The organism is Arthrobacter sp. GMC3, assembly GCF_002929305.1.
GTDB lineage: Bacteria > Actinomycetota > Actinomycetes > Actinomycetales > Micrococcaceae > Specibacter.
The window spans coordinates 364,152-383,092 of record NZ_PJIO01000003.1; the positions used below are offsets into that span (position 1 = coordinate 364,152).

The following is an 18,941-nucleotide window of genomic DNA, read 5'->3' on the forward strand; positions in this document are numbered from 1 at the left end:
GATGTTTGAAACGGAAAAATCGGCGATGGGTGCGAATGGCCAAATCCAATTTGGTACGGTGTTCGGCGGTTCCGCAAAGGTGGCGGTATTGGCCGCCTTACCGGGTGCGGTGTCCGAGGAACTGTTGGACCCTGAACCGTTGTTTGATGAACAACCGGTCAGGGCCAAGAATGCAACTGCAAGAATTCCCAATAATCGGAAGATCTGCTTCCGACTCCCCCCATGAGTTCGCAAAAATTTCATCGTGCGCCTCCTGGCAGAGTCCCCGGCGTGGATCAATCTGGTCAGCAGGTGGCTCCGAGGGTCATTCTAGACCCGAAGTCTGTGACCGCAAGAGGAACTTTGAGTGAAAAATGGAAAAGGCCGGCCGAATTCACTTTTTGTGATTTCGACCGGCCCTTCACCAGGATTATGGCAAAGCGTTTTCTCGCTTATTTACCCAGGAACTTCTCAAAACCCTTGGGCAGGTTCAGGCTTGATGGGTCGAAGTCCTCGGCACCGGCGCCAAATGCGGCGCCCGTAGGAAGTGCCTTGGGTGCGTTGGCCTTTTCCTGTGCGGCCTTCAATTCCGCGGCTGCCTTAGCCGGATTACCGGAGCGGGCCTTCTTCTTGGGATTCGTCTTACCCTTGCGGGCACTGCCGAAGCCGCCGGGGCCAGGCATGCCGGGCATCCCTGGGATGCCGCCGCCCTGTGCCATCTTTTTCATCATCTTCTGAGCCTGGCTGAAACGCTCCAGCAACCCGTTAACTTCAGAGACGTGAACGCCTGAACCCTTGGCGATACGTGCACGGCGTGAACCGTTCATGATTTTCGGGGCCATGCGCTCGTGCGGGGTCATGGAGCGAACAATTGCCTCAACGCGGTCAATCTCGCGCTCGTCGAAGTTCTCCAGCTGCTGGCGGATGTTTGCCGCACCGGGCATCATCATCAGCATTTTCTTCATGGATCCCATTTTGCGGATCTGCTGCATCTGGGCAAGGAAGTCATCCAGGGTGAAGTCTTCCTGGTCGGCGAACTTCTTCGCCATCCGCTCGGCTTCACCCTTGTCCCAGTTCTTTTCAGCCTGTTCAATGAGCGTCAGAACATCGCCCATGTCAAGAATACGGCTGGCCATACGGTCCGGGTGGAACAGTTCAAAATCGTCAAGGGCCTCGCCGGTGGAGGCGAACATGACGGGCTTGCCGGTGATCGAGGAAACGGAAAGTGCGGCACCACCTCGGGCGTCGCCGTCGAGCTTGGTGAGCACCACGCCTGTGAAGTTCACGCCCTCGTTGAAAGCCTGGGCCGTGTTGACGGCGTCCTGGCCGATCATGGCGTCGATGACGAAGAGGACTTCGTCGGGGTTGATGGCGGCGCGGATTTCCGCGGCCTGCTTCATCAACTCGGCGTCGATACCGAGGCGTCCGGCGGTGTCAACAATGACCACGTCGTGCAGTTTGGACTTCGCCTCGGCAATACCTGCCTGGGCCACTGCTACGGGATCGCCGGTAGCTGACTCGAATTCGCTGCTGACACCGGGGTGCGGGGCAAACACGGGAACACCAGCGCGCTCACCGTTGACCTGGAGCTGCTTGACGGCGTTGGGACGCTGCAGATCCGCAGCCACCAGTAGGGGGCTGTGACCCTGACCCTTAAGCCACTTAGCCAGCTTGCCCGCCAGAGTGGTCTTACCGGCACCTTGCAAACCGGCCAGCATAATCACGGTGGGCGGGTTCTTTGCCAAATTGATGCGGCGCGTCTGACCACCGAGGATCGTGACGAGTTCTTCGTTAACGATCTTGACGATCTGCTGAGCCGGGTTCAGGGCCTCGTTGACCTCGGAACCCAAAGCACGTTCACGAACTTTAGCGGTGAATTCGCGCACGACGGGTACGGCCACATCGGCGTCGAGCAGGGCGCGTCGAATTTCCCGCACCGTAGCGTCGACGTCGGCCTCACTGAGCCGGCCCTTGCCGCGCAGGTTCTTGAAAGTTGCTGTCAGCCGGTCAGATAGGGAGTTGAACACGTGCCGTGTACTTCTTTCGTCTGGGTACCGCCAACACCCGCGCGGTTTGGCCTCTTATGGACCAAACCGCATGCTACGGGTGCGGCATCTAATTGCAGGATGAGAACGGCGGACAGCCAAATATGGCCAGTCCACTCCCTTTCCTGTGGGACTCAACTATCAAGGGTATCAACTGCAAGGCACCGCGAGGTGCACGTTTGGCCCGGCGGCGCAGAATAATTTTTTGCCCGGACCGGTTTTGCTTTGCTGCGCGGTGGTGAGGATTTGTGCGCACCAAAGTGGCATGCTGGTGAAGTGACCAAGACCACGCGACTCCCCAGCCATCACACCACCACTTCAAAGCGCGACGGCGGCCCACCCGCTGACACCGGCAAGGCCCCCGAGGCGAGGATCAAGACACTCGTCATCCTTGGCGCTTCAGGTGATCTGACGGGGCGATTGTTGCTGCCCGGCGTCGGACGGCTCATCTCCTCGGGGCGGGCTGCGGGGCTGGCCCTGGTAGGTGCGGGCAGCGACGACTGGTCGCCGGAACAGTGGCAGGAGCGACTCACCGGCAGTTTTGCCGATGCGCTTGCCCCCGGCGGGCAATCCACAGCTGGCGGCATCAAGGAACTGGCGTCGGTGCAAAAGAACAGCCACTACCAACAGCTGGACGTCACCGCACCGGGAGCATTGGGAGCCTTCTTGGCCACGGTGGAGGGACCGGTCGCCGTGTACTTCGCCTTACCCCCGGCCATCAGCCAAAAGGCCTGCGAGGTGCTCAAGAAACAGGAACTGCCTGCCGGCACCCGGCTGGTGATGGAAAAGCCGTTTGGCTCCAGCGCCGAATCCGCCCACGCCCTCAATGAAACGCTGGCGAGCCTGGTGGCCGAGGACCATATCCACCGGGTGGATCATTTCTTGGGCAAGTCCACTGTCCTGAACATCATGGGCCTCCGCTTTGCCAACAGGCTGCTGGAGCCTTTGTGGAACGGTGAACACATTGCCAAGGTGGAGATCATTTTCGACGAGGACCTGGCCTTGGAGAACCGCGCCCGCTACTACGATCAGGCCGGCGCCGGGCGCGACATGATCCAAAGCCATCTGCTGCAAATCATGGCGATCGTGGCGATGGAACCACCAGCCACACTGGGTGAGACAGACGTGCGATCCAGCATTGCCGCGGTGCTCCGAGCCAGCACGGTGGGCCGCACCGCAGACACGGACCCGGGCACCGCCTCCCGCCGCGCCCGGTACACGAGCGGCGCGATTGAGGGGCGTCCCGTACCGGATTACCTGTCCGAGGAAGGCGTAGACCCCGTCAATGACACCGAAACTCTCGCCGAGGTTGAGGTATTCGTCAACAATTGGAGGTGGGCAGGGGTGCCCTTCATTCTGAGGTCGGGCAAGGCCCTGGGCCGCACCCGCAAGGAAGCTGTCATCACTTACAAGCCCGTCCCGCACCTACCTGTGGGCTTCACGGGAACTGACTCCCCCACCCGGCTGCACATTGGCTTTGGCCCGGAAACCTTGACCCTGGACCTGGATGTGAACGGCCCCGGCGACTTGTTCACCCTCGACCGCGTTCAGCTGGAAACCGATCTGGCCAGCGATCCGCTCCTACCGTATGGCGAAGTACTCGAGGGCGTGCTCAACGGCGACCCCCTACTGTCAGTGCGCGGTGACACGGCCGAGGAATGCTGGCGGATCGTGGAACCAGCCTTTGCAGCCTGGAAGTCCGGCGCCGTGCCCATGGAAGAATACGCCGCCGGCTCCACCGGCCCGGCGAATTGGACCACGAGCAACGACTGAAGCTGAGGCGCCATCGCCGTTCCCATATGCGCAGGGCCAAGTTGCTAGCTTTGCGCATCTTGTTCACTGGCGCAGTGGCAGGGTGCTCAGCCTGCGCATAAGGGAACGGACTGCGGTCATTTCGTCGTCGAATCTATCCGTTGGAGGGCTTGCCTGACCCACCGCAGCATCAACTCCGGGTTGTAAAGGACCACGTTGGCCGGAATCCGTAACTTCCACACGCCCTTGATCACCAGCAGATTGTCCCGGCGCAGGTCCTCAGCCCAGCCCTGTGGCGTGTTGTGATGGCGCTCCCCGTCTGTTTCCAATCCCAGCACACCCTCCACCAGAAGATCCAAGTGCCCTACACCCCTGATGGCAGCCTGACTCTGCACGTTATAGCCGGCCATTTTCAGGGTGTAGCGTGCCACCGTTTCAACAATTGATTGTGCCTGCGGGTCGATCATTTCCACTATGGCCCTTCCAGCCGCGCCGCTACTCCCCAAGAAGGCACGCCGCAACTGGGCAATGGTGCATTTCTTGAGCACGACGGCGGATTCCAGGACAGTTAGTGCCTCTAGCTCCGTCCCACACCGCACACACTGGCGCAAAATATCTACCAGGAACTGTTTTCCCTTGACCCGATGGACCACGAATCCAGGCACCGGCCGGCCGTGCGCCACCGCCATATGTGGCATCGGCATAGGCCGCAAAATCCACAGTCCCAGTTCCTCTGCCTTCGTAAAACACGTCTTCCGTCCCTGGTGCTGGGCAAGAAGGACAGCGAGCGGATCGGCATCCGGCAGTGCGAAGTAACCGCGGGCAACGCACCTGATGGTTCCCTCGTCCACAGCCTGTTTCAAATTCCAGGCAGTGTACCCGCGTTCCAGCAGGTCCTTGCGTCGCGCCACCGTGCCTAACTCTGCAATGGTGCGCTCAACTGAAGGTGTTTTTCGTGTGCCCTGGATGTCCATGCCATCCAGTGTTCCCGTCAAGCCCGGTCCGCGGCAGCCACGGCGGACAAGTTCTGCATGGCTACGCCCCTGGCATGTCCTGTGGAGGAGCCAACGGAGTTCTCTTATGCGCGAGCGTGCCGGGCGTGGCTTGCGCAACTCGGCCACTGGCGCAGTGCCGGGGTGCCCAGCCTGCGCATAAGCGAACGACGCCGGCAGCTAAGGCGAGTCAATAGCTCACCTTAGGTGCCGGCGTCGTCCGGAACGGGAAATACTAGATGGCTGCTACGCCGCGTTCACCTGTTCTGACGCGAACGGCGTCGTACACCTCCACCATCCAGACCTTGCCGTCACCGGCAGTGCCCGTATTGGAGCTGGCCACGATGGTGTCCATGAGGTCGTAGGCTTGCTCATCCGTTGCCAGAACCTCGATCCGGACCTTGGCGTGAAGGTCAACCGTGTATTCGGCGCCACGGTAGATTTCCGTGTGACCGCGTTGACGCCCGTAGCCGTGGGCGCTGCTGACGGTCAGGCCCTGCACGCCGTAGCTTTCCAGGTCTGCCCGCACGTCGTCGAGCTGTTCGGGGCGAATGATGGCGGTGATCAGTTTCATGCTTCAACCTTTTCATCTAGGTGGCTGGCTTCGACCGGGCTTGGCGCCGTGGCGAAGGTTTCGCTGTGCGGCGAGAAGCTACCGGAGATGCGGCCGCCAAAGTCGTAGGCCGATTCGGCGTGGACCGAGACGTCGATTCCTGCCACCTCGTGGTCGTTGGAGATCCTAAAGCCCATGGTCTTGTTGATGATCCAGCCAATGATGTAGGCCAGGGTGAAGGAGTAGATCATCACGGCGAAGGCGCCGATTGACTGCTTACCCAGTAGTTCCAGCCCGCCACCGTAGAACAATCCGTTTCCGGCCGCCGGTGCATTGGGATCGGCGGCGAGGCCGATGAACAAAGTGCCCAAGATGCCACCCACAAGGTGGACGCCCACCACATCCAGGGAATCGTCAAAGCCAAGCCGGTACTTCAGGCCGACGGCCAGCGCACAGACGGCTCCAGCCAGCAGACCCAGCACCAGCGACCACATGGGGGTGATGGCCGAACATGCCGGTGTGATGGCGACCAGGCCGGCCACTGCACCGGACGCTGCACCCAGGGAGGTGGCGTGTCCGTCACGCAATTTCTCCACCAGGAGCCAGCCGAGGATGGCCGCACACGGAGCTGCCAGCGTATTGATCCAGGCGTAACCAGCCACCGCGTTGGCGCCGAGGGCGGAGCCAGCGTTGAAGCCAAACCAGCCAAACCAGAGCAGGCCGGCGCCAAGCATCACGAACGGCATGTTGTGCGGGCGGTGGCTGGGGTCCTTGCCGAACCCCTTGCGCTTGCCGAGGATCAGGGCCAATGCCAGGGCCGCAGCGCCGGCGTTGATGTGCACTGCGGTGCCACCGGCGAAGTCGATGACGCCCAGCCCCTGGCCAATCCAGCCACCTGTCGGGTTGCCGGCGGCGTCCTTGGTGAAGGAGAAGACCCAGTGGGCAACGGGGAAGTACACCACGGTGACCCAGATGGCGGCGAACGTCATCCAGGCGCCGAACTTGGCGCGGTCGGCAATGGCGCCGGTGATCAGGGCCACGGTAATGATGGCGAAGACTGCCTGGAAGCCGACAAAGGCGATCTCGGGGATGGTCCCGACCAGGGGCGCTCCTTCACCGGTGTCCAGGACGCCTTGGAGGCCGAACTTTTCAAACGGGTTACCCAACAGGCCACCGCCGATGTCGGTGCCGAAGGAGGCCGAGTAGCCAAATAGCACCCACAGGACGCCGACGACGGCCATGGCGCCGAAGCTCATCATCATCATGTTCAGCACGCCCTTGGCCCGGGTCATGCCGCCGTAAAAGAATGCCAGGCCGGGTGTCATCAGCAGCACCAGGGCTGCCGAGACGAGGACCCACGCTGTATCGCCAGTGTTCATGTGCTCTGGCCTTTCGTTCCGAGTGGAGTTGCGCACCGCTTCATAAGGGCTGGGGCAATTTGGTCACTCATAACGATGGTTCAGCAGTGTTTCGACCGGACACGGCAATAATTTCGGTGACGTTACAAAAAGCGGCGACAGGTTAACTTCCTGTCGCCGCCATGTTTCCGGCGCGTTACACGCCGGGCACCATTCCCTTTTAGGAGAGCAGTGCGTCCACAAAGTTCTCGGCATCGAAGGGTGCCAAATCGTCGGCGCCTTCGCCTAGGCCGATCAGTTTCACCGGCACGCCCAGGGTCTTCTGGATGGCCACCACGATTCCGCCCTTGGCGGTGCCGTCGAGCTTAGTGAGCACGATGCCGGTAATGTTCACAACCTCCGAGAACACCTTGGCCTGGGTCAGGCCGTTCTGGCCGGTGGTGGCATCCAGTACCAGCAGCACCTCATCCACTGTGGCCTGCTTTTCAATGACGCGCTTGACCTTGCCGAGCTCGTCCATCAGGCCCACCTTGTTTTGCAGGCGGCCGGCCGTGTCAATCATGACGACGTCTACTTCTTGGTCGATACCTGCCTTCACGGCCTCAAAGGCGACGGACGCCGGGTCTGCGCCGTCGACGTCGGACTTCACGGTGGGCACACCAACGCGGGCACCCCAGGTTGCCAACTGCTCGGCCGCTGCCGCACGGAAGGTGTCCGCCGCACCCAAGAGCACATCCTTATCCTCGGCAACCAGCACGCGGGCCAGCTTGCCAACCGTGGTGGTCTTACCGACGCCGTTGACACCCACCACCATCAGGACCGCCGGGCGATCATCGTGACGGTCAATGTTCAAGGAGCGGTCCATGGTGGGATCGACAAGCTTGATCAATTCCTCACGCAACATGGCCTGGACATGTTCGGGGCTGCGAGTGCCCAAAACCTTGACCCGCTCGCGCAGAGTATCAACGAGCTCCATAGTGGAGTCGGTGCCGATGTCGGCCAGCAGGAGCGTTTCCTCGACCTCTTCCCACACGTTCTCATCGATGGTGTCGCGGGCCAGCAACGCCAGCAGCCCCTTGCCCAAGGCATTGTTTGACTTGGACAGGCGGGCGCGCAGGCGGACCAGGCGTCCCTCCACGGGCAGCGGCTTCTCCAGTTCGGGAGCCGTTTCCGCCACTTCAACGGCAGCCTCCGACGCCGGAGCAATGGTTTCGGGGCGATCCTCAAGCAAGGTTCCCGTTGCGGAGGCGGCTGAGCCGTCCCCATCAAGGGGCGCGGGATCGTTGGCGTCGCGCGGGCCCGTGTAGTTTTGGCTGTTGCGCCGTGCCTTCAGGAAGACGGGGATGAAGCCGCCAATGACGGCAAGCCCAACGACGATGGTCAAGATGATGGCAAGAGTTTCATTCACTCCCCCAGTCTCTCACGAGGGGTTTGCGCTGGGCGGGTGAGCTCTAGCTGTGACAAACTCGATGGTGATGTCCGCAAAAAATCTCCCGCACAAAGCCGTTGTCAGAGTTCCTCGAGAAATCAAGGTTCTGATTGCCGCCGCATTCCTGATTGCCATCGGTTTCGGCATTGTGGCCCCCGTCCTGCCCCAATTCGCCCAAAGCTTTGATGTCAGCGTCAGTGCTGCCGCCGTGGTGGTGAGCGTGTTTGCCTTTACCCGCTTGATCTTTGCCCCGCTCAGCGGTGTGTTGGTTGAGAGGTGGGGCGAACGCAGCACCTACGTTGTGGGCATCCTCATTGTGGGGGCGTCGTCTGCCGCCTGCGCTTTTGCGCAAAATTATTGGCAGCTACTACTCTTCCGCGGCCTAGGCGGCATCGGGTCCACCATGTTTACGGTTGCCGCCATGGGCCTGCTGATCAGGCTGGCTCCCCCGCAGGCCCGCGGCAAAGTTTCCAGCCTCTACGCGGGATCATTCCTGCTGGGCAATATCGCCGGCCCTGCTGTGGGTGGTCTCTTGGCCGGTTTCGGCATGCAATTGCCGTTCCTGGTGTACGCGGGGGCGCTGTTGGTGGTCGCCATCTTGGTGGCCACACAGCTCCCTGCCATGAAGGCCACCGCGGTTAGTGCTGGGACCGCCGCACCAGCCAAAGCCGCAGCGTTGCCCTTGAGTACGGCCTTGGGGATACCCGCCTACCGTGCCGTGTTGACCTCAGGCTTCGCCAACGGCTGGTCGGCTTTCGGCATTCGGATGGCGCTTGTGCCGTTGTTTGCCACCGTGGCCTTGGGTGCCGGACCGGAGGTGGCAGGCATTTCACTGGCAGTCTTCGCCATCGGAACCGCTATTGCGCTGACCTTTTCGGGAAGGCTTGCCGACTCGTGGGGCCGCAAACCCATGATCCTGGCAGGGCTGGCCGTCAATGGTGCTGCCATGGGCGTGCTGGGGTTCACGGGCAACGAATTCTGGTTCTTCCTGGTGTCCGCCATTGCTGGCTTGGGCAGCGGGTTGATGGGCCCGGCCCAGCAGGCAAGCGTGGCCGATGTGATCGGCAACAAACGCTCCGGGGGCAAGGTGCTGGCCACCTTCCAGATGAGCTCGGACCTGGGTGCAATCATCGGCCCCATTGCCGCAGGCGTCCTGGTTGATTTCTTCTCCTATGGGCTGGCGTTCGCCATGGCCACCGTGGTTTCGGTGATCAGCATGGCGTTCTGGCTCTCCGCCAAGGACACCCACCGGGAAGTGGAGTTGGTGTCGGAAAAGGTGCCAGGGACTAAAACGGCCAGCGGACCTCAGGGTTAGACAACAGGCCTTAGTGCCCGCAGGGCAGTTGACGCTTGGACCGCTGCAGCCAGTTCAAGAAGTGCTGCGCCGTGTAGCTGACACAATTCAGCGGCCCTCCCGCTGGGAGCCCCAGCGTCGTCGAAGTCCCTGCCCTGAAAGAACAGATCCGGCGCTAAAACCTGGGTGCCGAAGAAGCCGCTCAGCGTGTTGGCAAGGTCCCTTGTCCCGAGGAAGTGGGCACTAGAGGCACCCGTCATGACGACGGCGACGGGCGTGCCGGCCAACGGTTCCTCGCCCTGTTTACGGTCGATCTTCTCCAGCAGGGCGCGCAAGGCTGCCGTGTGCGAGGCCCTGTAAGTGGGGCTGCCGAAGACGACGGCGTCGGCCCGGGCAATCCTGTCAACGGCCGCGGGATCGTCGTGTCGGATCAGCTCGGTTTGTGCACCACGGTTTGCCGCCCCGGCCAGGACTGCCGCGATGGCGGCAGCGGTTTTGCCCGGGCCAAACGGGCTGCCGTCCACACCAACAATTTTCACGAAAGTGCTCCCAACAGTGCCGGTGCCTGATGGACTGTGGCGTAGGCACCCTTGTAGAAGAGCAAAGGTTCGGCCTCGGCCCGGGCCGACAGGGCGTGGACGGCGCCCACCACAATGGTGTGGTCGCCGCCGTCGTACTCCTGATGGAACTCGCAGTCGACCCAGGCCAGTGATTGATCCAGAACCGGATTGCCCAAGGGCGAGTCGGTGTAGCTGACGCCGGCGAACTTGTCGGTGCCCGAGCGGGCAAACTGGCCCGAGAGGTGCTGGTGTTCGGCGGGCAGGATGTTCACCGTGAAGCGGCCGGCGGCCCGCAGGAGCGGCCAGGTGGCCGAGGTCTTGGCGGGGCTGAAAGTCACTAGCGCCGGTTCTAAAGATAGTGAGGCAAACGACTGGCAGGTAAACCCGACAGGCCCGGTAGGCGTGGCCGCGGTGATGATTGTCAGGCCGGTGGCGAAGTGACCCAAAACGTTCCGAAGTTGGCTCGGGGTCACGGGTGGGTGGGTTGTCATGGCAAGTCCTTTCGAAGCAGTAATGCCACACAATCACCATGTTTGCGGGGTTTCCAAGGCGGCTGCAATGCTCTGCAACACGGCTCAACAACGCTCAATATGCCGTGACAGGGCGTAACAAATCCCTCTCGGGCGTAGCCCTAGGAAGCGCCCATTTTCTGCACAATCAGTTCCATCCGCAGGTCCAGGTCGAGATGGATGTCATTGAGGTCGCCGACCTCAATGACAGGCAGGGCATGTGCCGTTGGTGCGGCGGCGGATCGTGCCGAACCGGGCAGGCAAAGAATGTCTCGGAGCGAGTCGGCGGCATAGTCGGTGGGATAGATTCCGCGTTCCTGCAGTTCGGGGACAAGATGGTTCACAATCTCCGCGAGCTCGGTGGGATACAGCCACGGCATGACGTTGAATCCGTCCACTGCCCCGGAGCGGGCAAAGTCCAGCAGCAGATCGGCAACGCCCGAATAGGAACCCACAAACGCTTGGTCGTCCCATGCCGACTGCGGCAATTGCCCCCTCAACCATTCCGCCTTCTCCCGCGCCTCCCCCGCTGTTTCCGCCAGGATGAACGTTGCACCCTGGAGGATCTTGACGTCATTAGCGCTGCGGCCCGCGCCCATGACGCTGGCTGCTATGTCTTTTCGCAACGCAAGTGCCTGGCTGATTCCTGCCGGGGCTGTGGTCAGCACGTCGGCGTGACGGGTGCCGAAGCGACGATCGCCGAGGGTATCGCCGGCGTGGATGACGACGGGACGGTAGCGCGGGCCTGGCTGGTGCAGCGCCCCCACGCCCACGCTGAATAGCTGGCCGTCGCGCTGGAATGCGCCTAGCGTTTCCACCGGTCCGCGGGCGGGGAGTGAAAAATCGGTGGCGGCTCCCCAGGTGTCCCAAATGCGCTGCGCCGCCGCCAGGAACTCTTCGCGTTGGCTGTGGTCTGCGGATCCGGAATTGGCTTCACCGTGCCGGGCCCCGTCGGCGAGCAGATTCCATGCCGCCCGGCCCCCCGAAATCTTGTCTAAGGAGGCGATCCGGTGAACCAAGGAAGCGGGGTCGTCGTAGTCCGGCGCGGCTGCTACCGCCAATCCGATGTTGCCGGTCACCGCCGCCAGTGCCGCCTGCAGGGCAGCCACGTCGCTTGACCCGGCAGGATCCGAGGAGGATGAGGCACCGGGGTCGTCGCCCAGCCAGTACCGTTCATCCAGCGTCAACAGGGAAAACAGTCCCCGCTCCGCCGTCTGTGCAAGGCCGCGAAGTTGCTCGAACGTGAGATCGGCAGCCGGGCCCACCAGATTAACGCCGAAGTGGAGCCTGCCGGTGGGTGTGAACCCGCGAGGTGCTGCTGGGATGTGGTTCATGGCCTATTCCTCAAAGGTGGTGGTTTTGGTACATCATTAGAGCGTTTCACATGGCCTTGTGACGGACGTTGCAAACCGTAATGTTCCTGCGCTGATCGGGTGCCGTAGTTGCGGAAATTCGGGCCATCAGGGCACCGGTTTTTGTTGCGCGGTGCTACGCCCCACTAACCGCGATGTCCCCATGTATCCGCGGATTTCTTGGGCCTTGGAGGGCACTGGTGCGCTACTGGATAGTTGCTCTCACCACCGTTAACCCCCACACGATCTCAAGAGGAAATCATGGCCAGTCTCACCGTAAAATCAGCTCTCACCGTTGCCCTGGCAGCCAGCACTGTACTCGGCTTGGCCGCGTGCTCGGACCCTGGGGCCAGTGCCGCCCCGGCACCGTCTGTGGCCTCCAGCGCCAAGGTGTTCAATCTAGCTCCGAACCAGCAACGCGTGGCCGTTACCGTCGATCCGGCCGCAGCGGCGCTCGTTCCGGCGGAGATCAAAAAGGACGGCAAGCTCACAGTGGCCGTCTCCCTGGGCACCGCCCCGCTCGGCCTTTACGCCACCGACAACAAGACGCCCATTGGCAACGAGGTGGACATCGCCATCGCACTCGCTCAATCGTTGGGACTCGAGGCGGACATTGTGCCAACCGCCTGGGCCGACTGGCCCTTGGGTGTCTCTTCCGGGAAGTATGAGGCCGCCATTACCAATGTGACAGTGACAGAGGCGCGCAAGCAAAAGTTTGACTTCGCCACGTACCGAGAAGACAAATTGGGCTTCTATGCGACCACTGCCAGCCCCATCACCAAGGTGCAATCGGCCCCGGACGTCGCTGGCAAGAAGGTGATTGTCGGGTCGGGGACCAATCAGGAGTCCATCCTTTTGGCGTGGAACAAGGAAAACGTGGCAAAGGGGTTGGCCCCCGTCGAATTCCAGTACTACGACGACGACTCGGCCTCCACCTTGGCCCTGCAGTCCGGCCGTGCAGACCTGACCTTCGGACCCAATCCAACCGGCGCGTACAAGGCCGCCACAGACGGCAAGACCAAGTTGGTGGGAACCGTCGACGGCGGTTGGCCGCTGAGTGCGAGCATTGCGGTGACCACGGCGAAAGGAAACGGCTTCGCCGTCGCCGCGCAGGCCGGCCTGAACCACCTGATCGCGGACGGAAGCTATGCCAAAATCCTTGACACTTGGGGCCTGAGTAGCGAGGCCGTGACAAAGTCAGAGCTCAACCCTCCCGGGCTACCAGCAAGCTAGCCGCCTCACAAGATGGGGCGGGCCCATCACAGGCTCAAGCGCCCGGCTGAAACGTTCAGCCGGGCGCTTTTGTCCGCCGACGCGGTATCACTTTTGGTTCACTTTCCCGCGACGCAGTATCACCAGAACACGCAGCGTCCGAGCTGGTTTACAGGAAGTGATACGGCGTTCTTGAATTCACTGCCAAAGGTGATACCGCGTCTGCAGAAAAGGTGCCGAAAGTGATACGGCGTCAGGGCAGGGCGGATCAACACCCAGGCAGAAGAAGGGGCGGGTCCGCCAACGTGCGTTGGTGGGCCCGCCCCTTTCTCGAAATTATCTAGAGCTGTTGCTGGTGAACGGCCAGTTCGAGCCGGATCTCGCCGTCGTCAGCGATTGTTTCTGGGGACCGCTGCGGCACAGGCAGCCCCAAATGCTCCCGCAGCGTGGTGCCTGCATACTCCGTGGGGTACACGCCTCGTTCCTGCAGGGCGGGCACCAGATGATTGACAATGTCATCGAGCCCCGTGGGAACCAGCCAGGGGGAAATGTTGAAACCGTCGACGGCGCCCGTCCTGGCATAGCGGGCCAGGGTATCCGCAACGTCGGTGTAGGAACCTGTAAATGTTGCATCGACCCTGTTGGTTTTCCCTGTCACGAATTGCCGGATCGATAGCCCTTTGTCCTTGGCCTCGGCCCGCCATTGGTCGGCGAGCTGGCGGGCTTTGGCCCCATGAAATCCGCTGCCGCGGGTCTCGGAGGTCTCAGCCACCACCGGGTCGATCTCTGGCAGGGGTCCATCGGGGTCATAGCTGGACAGTTCCCGGCCCCAGAACTGCTCCAAATAGGCAAGGGCCTGTTGTGGACCGATCTGCAGGCTGCGCACCCAGGCCTTCTTCTCCTGCGCCTCACCCGCCGTGGCGGCAAGGATGAACTCGCTGGCGGGCATGATCTGGACGTCGTTGGCACCCCTGCCAGCTTTGACAGCCCTAGCGACAATGTCGCGGCGGAAGGTCAGGGCATCGTCATAGGCCGGGTGGGCGGAGAAGATGACGTCCGCCTGCCGGGCTGCGAAGTCCCGTCCTTCCGGGGAGTCCCCGGCTTGGAACAATACCGGGCGGTACTGGCTACTGCGGGGTAGCCGCGGCGTGTAGTCAACTCTGTAGTGCTGGCCGTCATGGAGCACCCGCCTCACGGAGCCGGGCGTCTGCCAGGCGGCAGCCGTCTCGGAGTCGGCGATGGCGTCGTCGTCCCAGCTGTCCCAGATTCTTTTGGCCGTCTCCACAAAGGCCTCCGCATGGGTGTATCGATCCTCATGGTCCAGGTAGCCGCCACGACGGAAGTTGGCGCCAGTCCAGGCGTTGTCCGTGGTCACAACATTCCAGGCGGCCCGCCCGGCGGAGAGCAGATCCAGGCTGGAGAGCCTGTGGGCCAGGTGGGCGGGGTCGTTGTAGGTGGTGTTCTGGGTGGCTACCAGCCCAATTTTGGTGGTCACGGCGGCGAGCGCGGCCAGCATTGTCTGGGCATCGGGCCGGCCGGCAACATCCAGGGTGTGGGGACGCCCCAGGTGTTCGCGGAGCCGCAGCCCTTCGCCCAGGAAGAAGGCTGCGAACAGGCCGCGTTCAGCAGTCTGGGCCAGCGTGCGGAAGGTTTCAAAGTCTGTCTGCGAACCGGAGTCCTGTGATTTCCAGATAGTGCCGGAGTTGACGCCTTGAAAGAAGACGCCGAATTGCAGCTGCCCGCTGGGGATGAAGCCGTTGCCAATCTCGCTATTCTCGCTCATTGTTCTCCTTAGTTTCCTGCAAGTTCGAACCGGTTGGCCGGACGTGCCAGCCCCAGCAGGTCCCGGAACGTGGCGTCCGGGGTTTGCGGTGCCAGCGCACCGCGTCGCCGTAGGGCGGGCAGGACCAGCCGAGACAGCTCGTCGAGTTCCACGTCCAGGACGGCCGGGTGCAGGCGGACACCGTCTGCCACGGCTAAGACTTCGGTGAGCAGCTCCACGAGGCCGTCGGCACCCCCCGTGTAACGTGCCCGGGGGCTGAGCCAGGACGTGTGTGCGTCAAGGTAAGCCACCCGTTCTTCGGCGCTTTGGCCCCTAGCATCCACAACAACATCCAGTTCAGCGATGATGGCAACGGTTGTCCCGAGTCGGTGGCGGAAATTGGCCACCGACGCCGCCAGCGCCTGGGCCGTGGGTGCGGTGACCAGCACGGCGTCGATCCCGGCCAGCGCGCCGGCGTCGTATAGGTGCTCACCGAACAGGGATGCCGGAGCCACTACGGGCAACTGGCCTTGAAGTGGGCGGGGAATGATGGCCGGGCCCTTCACGGTGTAACCGGCTCCTGGGAAGTCCGGGCCGGTTTCAAAGTCGGCGTAGTGGAGCTTGTCCGCATCCAGATACTGCCCGGTTTCAACGTCGCGAATCACCGCATCATCCTCCCAGCTGTCCCAAAGCCGTCGGCTGACCTCCACGGAGGCCTCCGCCTCCAACGCCAGGGCAGTTCCGTGAACAGTCTCGCGTCCGACGGCGGCGCCCGCGCTCTCACTGTTGGCGGCGGCTACGAGCCAGCCAGCACGTCCGCCGGCAACGTAGTCAAGGCTTGCGAGTTGCGTCGCCACGTGGAAGGGCTCGGTGTATACCGTGTCCACCTCGGGCACCAGCACGATGCTGCGCGTCAGTGGGCCGGCAAACGCTGCCCGCTGTATGGCGTCAAGGCGTCCCCCGACATCGGTTTCTCCCTGAGCCAGCGATCCGTCGGCAAATGTGGCCCCGTGGAAGCCAGCCGATTCTGCGGCTAGGACTGTGGAACGGATCCTGGCCCCCGTCAGTAGCTCACGCGGAGCGTGTCTGGCGGCTCGCCAGGCGGCAGGGTGGGCGCCGTCCCCGTCCAGCTCAAGGACAAGGAAGCCCGGCCGTTCTTGCTCGTTGGTGCTCATAGGGAGCCCTCCCTTTCAAAAGGAATCTTCTCGCCGGCTTCAACTGCAACGCTGAGGCGGTTCTCCGCCGGCGGCAGCGGGCATGTGGCCAGGTCCGTGTAGGCGCAGGGCAGGTTCACGGCCCGGTTGAAGTCAATGACCACGGCCCCTCCCCTCTCGGGGGCAGCGAACGTCAGGGACCGGTTGGCCGCGTAGGTGCTCACACCGGAGGTGGCGTCGGTGAACAAGACCGTGAACGTGCCGGGAGCATGCCCGTTGAACACGGTGAGCTCCTGTTCCTGGCCGCCCAGCCGGAAGCGGAGCTGCCCGGGCGCCTGGTACACATGGTGGATTCCTTCCACGGCGGCCCCCACGGTTGTCTCCCGCGGCTGCCTGAACGGCACGTAGTGCGCTGCCACGGCGTAGCTTTCATCCGGGGCGTAGGCCGGGGTTCCCCGATAGTTGCGTAGCAGCGCGTTGTCCGGGTCGCGTGGGCGGATAATATATTCGCCTCCGCGCTTGGCCAGCTCCACCACCGAAGTGCCGGCGGAGAGGTTGAAGCCGTCGCGTTCTTCAATGGGGCCAAAAGCGAGCTCGCCCCCTGTTACGTTGAGTTCCACACCGTCACGTCGCAGGCTTTCCCCGGCGGCTAAAACTACGTGAACGACGTCGTTCTGAACCCGCCAGGTGCCCGGGACACCTGCGAGCGCTGCGGGGTTCTCGGTGAGCCAGTGCAGGTGGGTTACGGCCAGGAAACCGTGGGGGTCGCTACGCTGTGCCTCGTGCTCTGTGTGCCACTGCTGCCAGTCGGCGGCGAAAGCTGTTTCAGTGTGTGGTGCTAAGGACATGGTCACTCCTATGGTTTGCGTGGTCTGTGGCGATGGTGGTGGCGGCGTCCGGTTCCTGTGCGCCAGCGAATGCCGGGCGCAGAGCGTAAGGGTCCCCCGCTTCCCAAAGCGTTGTGGGCGCCGCAGCCTTGACGGCCGGGATGACGTCGGTGGCGAAGCGTTCAAGCAGGGACAATTGCTGACCAAAGGGCAGCGTGGTGGGCAGCGAAATCGACTGCAGATCGTGTCCGTAGAGTTCGTGATAGCTCAGGATTTTTTCGACGACCTGCTGGGGGCTGCCCACCAGGGACGGGCCTTGGGCCACTGCGTGGTCGATGTCGCGGTACGGGGAATTGTTACCCGGCACGTTCCTGCCCACCGTCAGCGCCTCATAGACGGGACCAAACTGGCGTTTGGCTTCCTGCGTGGTGTCGGCAAGGAACACTCCCCCGGCGCCACTGCCAGAACCCAGGTATTGATACCGGGGGTCATGGCCATGGCGCTCATACTCTTGGCGGTAGTGGTCAATGAGCACCTTGTAGTTCTCCCGGGGCTGGATGGCGTTCGCTGTGAAGAGTGGGTCACCCCATTGGGCGGCGAGCGCGGCGGAGGCCAGGGAGGTTGCCGAGCCGTGCCAGACGCGCGGTGCCCCGGCAAAGGGGCGCGGCGTCGTCGTGGTTGGATCCTCCAAAGGTGCCCGGAAGCGACCCGACCAGGTGAGGTTCTCTTCGCGCCAGAGGCGGTGCAGGAGCCCGTACTTTTCGGCTAGCAACTCCCACTGGTCATCCAGTGACAGCCCGAACAGCGGGTATTGAAGTGCCTCATTGCCCTTGCCGATGACCAGTTCCAGCCGTCCCCGGCTGAGTTGGTCGATGGTGGCGTAGTCCTCCGCCACCCGGACTGGGTCTAGCACGGAGAGCACCGTGACCCCGCTTTGCAGGCGGATTGAGGAGGTTACCGCCGCGATGGCCGCCAGTACCGTGGTGGGTGAGGAGGAGATGAACTCTCCTGCATGGCGCTCTCCCACCGAGAAACTGTCGTATCCCAGTTCCTCGGCCAGCCGTGCCGTGGCAACCACCTGGTTGAGTCGATCTGCGGTGGAAACGATCTCCCCCGTCACCGGGTTCTTCAGGTGGGGAATGATGTCAAGGACCTGGAATTTCATTTTGCACCCGGAACATAGTTGGCTTCGTTGACGGTGGTGGCGGCCGCGACAGCCTCATCACTGAGCCCCCAACGGGCCAGGACTTTGCCGTAGCTGCCGTCCTTGATGGCCGAGTTCAAGGCGTCGGTGATGACCGGTGCCAGCCCGTTCCCTTTCAAGGTGGTGGCTGCAACCAGTGTCTCGTTGGGCCAGCCGGCGTTGACCTTGCCCACAATCTTGAGGTCTTCACGGGTGTTGGCCAGGTACACGGCCGACGGGTACGGTGCCAGGTTCGCATCGGTACGCCCAGAGGCCAGCGCCAAGATGGTGTCGGCGTCGGAGGAGTAGTACTGCAACACGGTCGGGGCCTTGCCCTTGGCTTCCAGTTCCTTGTTCCAGGCCAGCAGGATCTTTTCCTGATTGGTTCCGGAGCCCACCGAAATCTTCAGCCCCGAGATGTCATCGGCGCCCCTGATGTCATAGCCGGCAGACTTCTTGGCCTCAAAGCCCATGAACGCTGCCCGGTAGCTGGAGAAATCGAACAGCTTCACCCGGTCCTTGTTGATCCCCACGTTGGAGAACACCGCCTCAAAGTCTCCGGACTGGGTTTTCAGCGGCCAGTTCTCCCACGAGGTGACCTGGACGTCCAGGGTTAGGCCCAGTTTGTCCGCCACCAGCTGCGCTATGTCAATCTCCGAGCCGATGGGCGTTTTGTTATCCGTCGCGTAGTAGGAAAGCGGCACCGAACCTGCGGTGGTGCCCACGGTCAGTTTCCCGTCCTTGGAGATGGACGCTGGTACCTCGGCAGCAAGCGCAGGGTCCTTTGAGGCGCGGATCCGGTTTTGCTCGGGCGAGCTGTTGTAAGTGACGCCGTTGGCCGGCGTCGTCGGTTGATTAAGTGAGGCCTGGGCCCCGGGGTCGGAGCAGCCTGTCAGTACCGCTACTCCTGCGAGGACGACGGCGGGCAGCACGGCCAGGGTGCGCAGTGCCAAGTTGTGGTGTGGCATGGGGGGTGTTCC

Annotated in this window: 17 protein-coding genes; 4 read left to right on the forward strand and 13 right to left on the reverse strand. The window is 62.6% G+C overall.

The annotated features are described in order from the left end of the window. Position 1: 1 nt before the first annotated feature. Positions 2 to 226: a hypothetical protein gene (locus CXQ94_RS22555; protein WP_181034123.1), complete on the forward strand. Its 225-nt coding sequence runs from the start codon at positions 2 to 4 to the stop codon at positions 224 to 226. A gap of 205 nt (positions 227 to 431) precedes the next feature. On the opposite strand, the gene ffh is transcribed toward CXQ94_RS22555, so the two are convergent. Next, positions 432 to 2,006: a signal recognition particle protein gene (gene ffh / locus CXQ94_RS07960; protein ID WP_104088141.1), complete on the reverse strand. Its 1,575-nt coding sequence runs from the start codon at positions 2,004 to 2,006 to the stop codon at positions 432 to 434. A 390-nt stretch (positions 2,007 to 2,396) separates the two neighbouring features. Here ffh and CXQ94_RS07965 point away from each other — a divergent pair, with 390 nt between their 5' ends. Beyond that, positions 2,397 to 3,797, forward strand: coding sequence for a glucose-6-phosphate dehydrogenase (locus tag CXQ94_RS07965; protein ID WP_104088519.1), 1,401 nt, complete (start codon positions 2,397 to 2,399; stop codon positions 3,795 to 3,797). A 116-nt stretch (positions 3,798 to 3,913) separates the two neighbouring features. Here the strand turns inward: CXQ94_RS07965 and CXQ94_RS07970 are convergent, their stop codons facing one another. From CXQ94_RS07970 to ftsY, 4 genes are all read right to left on the reverse strand, one after another. Then, positions 3,914 to 4,771 (reverse strand): hypothetical protein, encoded by an 858-nt coding sequence (locus CXQ94_RS07970; protein ID WP_146070252.1) that lies wholly within the window; start codon positions 4,769 to 4,771, stop codon positions 3,914 to 3,916. A 232-nt stretch (positions 4,772 to 5,003) separates the two neighbouring features. Next, positions 5,004 to 5,342 carry a P-II family nitrogen regulator gene (locus tag CXQ94_RS07975; RefSeq protein ID WP_104088145.1) on the reverse strand — a complete coding sequence of 113 codons (339 nt, stop codon included), beginning with the start codon at positions 5,340 to 5,342 and terminating at the stop codon, positions 5,004 to 5,006. Continuing rightward, a complete protein-coding gene (locus CXQ94_RS07980) occupies positions 5,339 to 6,700 on the reverse strand; it encodes an ammonium transporter (protein WP_104088149.1) in 1,362 nt (453 codons plus the stop codon). The genes CXQ94_RS07975 and CXQ94_RS07980 overlap by 4 nt, the downstream gene beginning before the upstream one ends. Before the next feature lie 199 nt (positions 6,701 to 6,899). Continuing rightward, a complete protein-coding gene (gene ftsY, locus CXQ94_RS07985) occupies positions 6,900 to 8,087 on the reverse strand; it encodes a signal recognition particle-docking protein FtsY (protein WP_104088151.1) in 1,188 nt (395 codons plus the stop codon). 67 nt (positions 8,088 to 8,154) lie between these two features. On the opposite strand from ftsY, the gene CXQ94_RS07990 reads away from it, so the two are divergent. Then, the gene (locus CXQ94_RS07990) at positions 8,155 to 9,423 is read left to right on the forward strand and encodes an MFS transporter (protein WP_258066846.1); all 1,269 of its coding nucleotides are present in this window, start codon (positions 8,155 to 8,157) and stop codon (positions 9,421 to 9,423) included. On the opposite strand, the gene CXQ94_RS07995 is transcribed toward CXQ94_RS07990, so the two are convergent. From CXQ94_RS07995 to CXQ94_RS08005, 3 genes are all read right to left on the reverse strand, one after another. Further along, positions 9,420 to 9,941: an NADPH-dependent FMN reductase gene (locus tag CXQ94_RS07995; RefSeq protein ID WP_104088156.1), complete on the reverse strand. Its 522-nt coding sequence runs from the start codon at positions 9,939 to 9,941 to the stop codon at positions 9,420 to 9,422. The two genes, CXQ94_RS07990 and CXQ94_RS07995, sit on opposite strands and share 4 nt — an antisense overlap. Then, positions 9,938 to 10,453, reverse strand: coding sequence for a flavin reductase family protein (locus CXQ94_RS08000; protein WP_104088161.1), 516 nt, complete (start codon positions 10,451 to 10,453; stop codon positions 9,938 to 9,940). Before CXQ94_RS08000 ends, CXQ94_RS07995 begins: the two co-directional genes overlap by 4 nt. Before the next feature lie 140 nt (positions 10,454 to 10,593). Next, positions 10,594 to 11,805: an LLM class flavin-dependent oxidoreductase gene (locus CXQ94_RS08005; RefSeq protein WP_104088164.1), complete on the reverse strand. Its 1,212-nt coding sequence runs from the start codon at positions 11,803 to 11,805 to the stop codon at positions 10,594 to 10,596. A gap of 279 nt (positions 11,806 to 12,084) precedes the next feature. Between CXQ94_RS08005 and CXQ94_RS08010 the strand changes: the two genes are divergently transcribed. Continuing rightward, positions 12,085 to 13,056: an ABC transporter substrate-binding protein gene (locus tag CXQ94_RS08010; RefSeq protein WP_104088166.1), complete on the forward strand. Its 972-nt coding sequence runs from the start codon at positions 12,085 to 12,087 to the stop codon at positions 13,054 to 13,056. Between the two features lie 319 nt (positions 13,057 to 13,375). Here the strand turns inward: CXQ94_RS08010 and CXQ94_RS08015 are convergent, their stop codons facing one another. From CXQ94_RS08015 to CXQ94_RS08035, 5 genes are read right to left on the reverse strand one after another with little or no spacing between them, the layout of a single operon-like run. Further along, positions 13,376 to 14,818: an NtaA/DmoA family FMN-dependent monooxygenase gene (locus CXQ94_RS08015; protein ID WP_104088169.1), complete on the reverse strand. Its 1,443-nt coding sequence runs from the start codon at positions 14,816 to 14,818 to the stop codon at positions 13,376 to 13,378. A gap of 8 nt (positions 14,819 to 14,826) precedes the next feature. Next, complete coding sequence (locus CXQ94_RS08020; protein WP_104088172.1) at positions 14,827 to 15,972, reverse strand: LLM class flavin-dependent oxidoreductase; 1,146 nt, start codon at positions 15,970 to 15,972, stop codon at positions 14,827 to 14,829. Beyond that, complete coding sequence (locus tag CXQ94_RS08025; RefSeq protein ID WP_104088174.1) at positions 15,969 to 16,799, reverse strand: DUF1684 domain-containing protein; 831 nt, start codon at positions 16,797 to 16,799, stop codon at positions 15,969 to 15,971. Before CXQ94_RS08025 ends, CXQ94_RS08020 begins: the two co-directional genes overlap by 4 nt. Further along, a complete protein-coding gene (locus tag CXQ94_RS08030) occupies positions 16,777 to 17,943 on the reverse strand; it encodes an LLM class flavin-dependent oxidoreductase (RefSeq protein ID WP_104088177.1) in 1,167 nt (388 codons plus the stop codon). Before CXQ94_RS08030 ends, CXQ94_RS08025 begins: the two co-directional genes overlap by 23 nt. Beyond that, positions 17,940 to 18,929 carry an ABC transporter substrate-binding protein gene (locus CXQ94_RS08035; protein ID WP_104088179.1) on the reverse strand — a complete coding sequence of 330 codons (990 nt, stop codon included), beginning with the start codon at positions 18,927 to 18,929 and terminating at the stop codon, positions 17,940 to 17,942. Before CXQ94_RS08035 ends, CXQ94_RS08030 begins: the two co-directional genes overlap by 4 nt. Positions 18,930 to 18,941 lie beyond the last annotated feature (12 nt).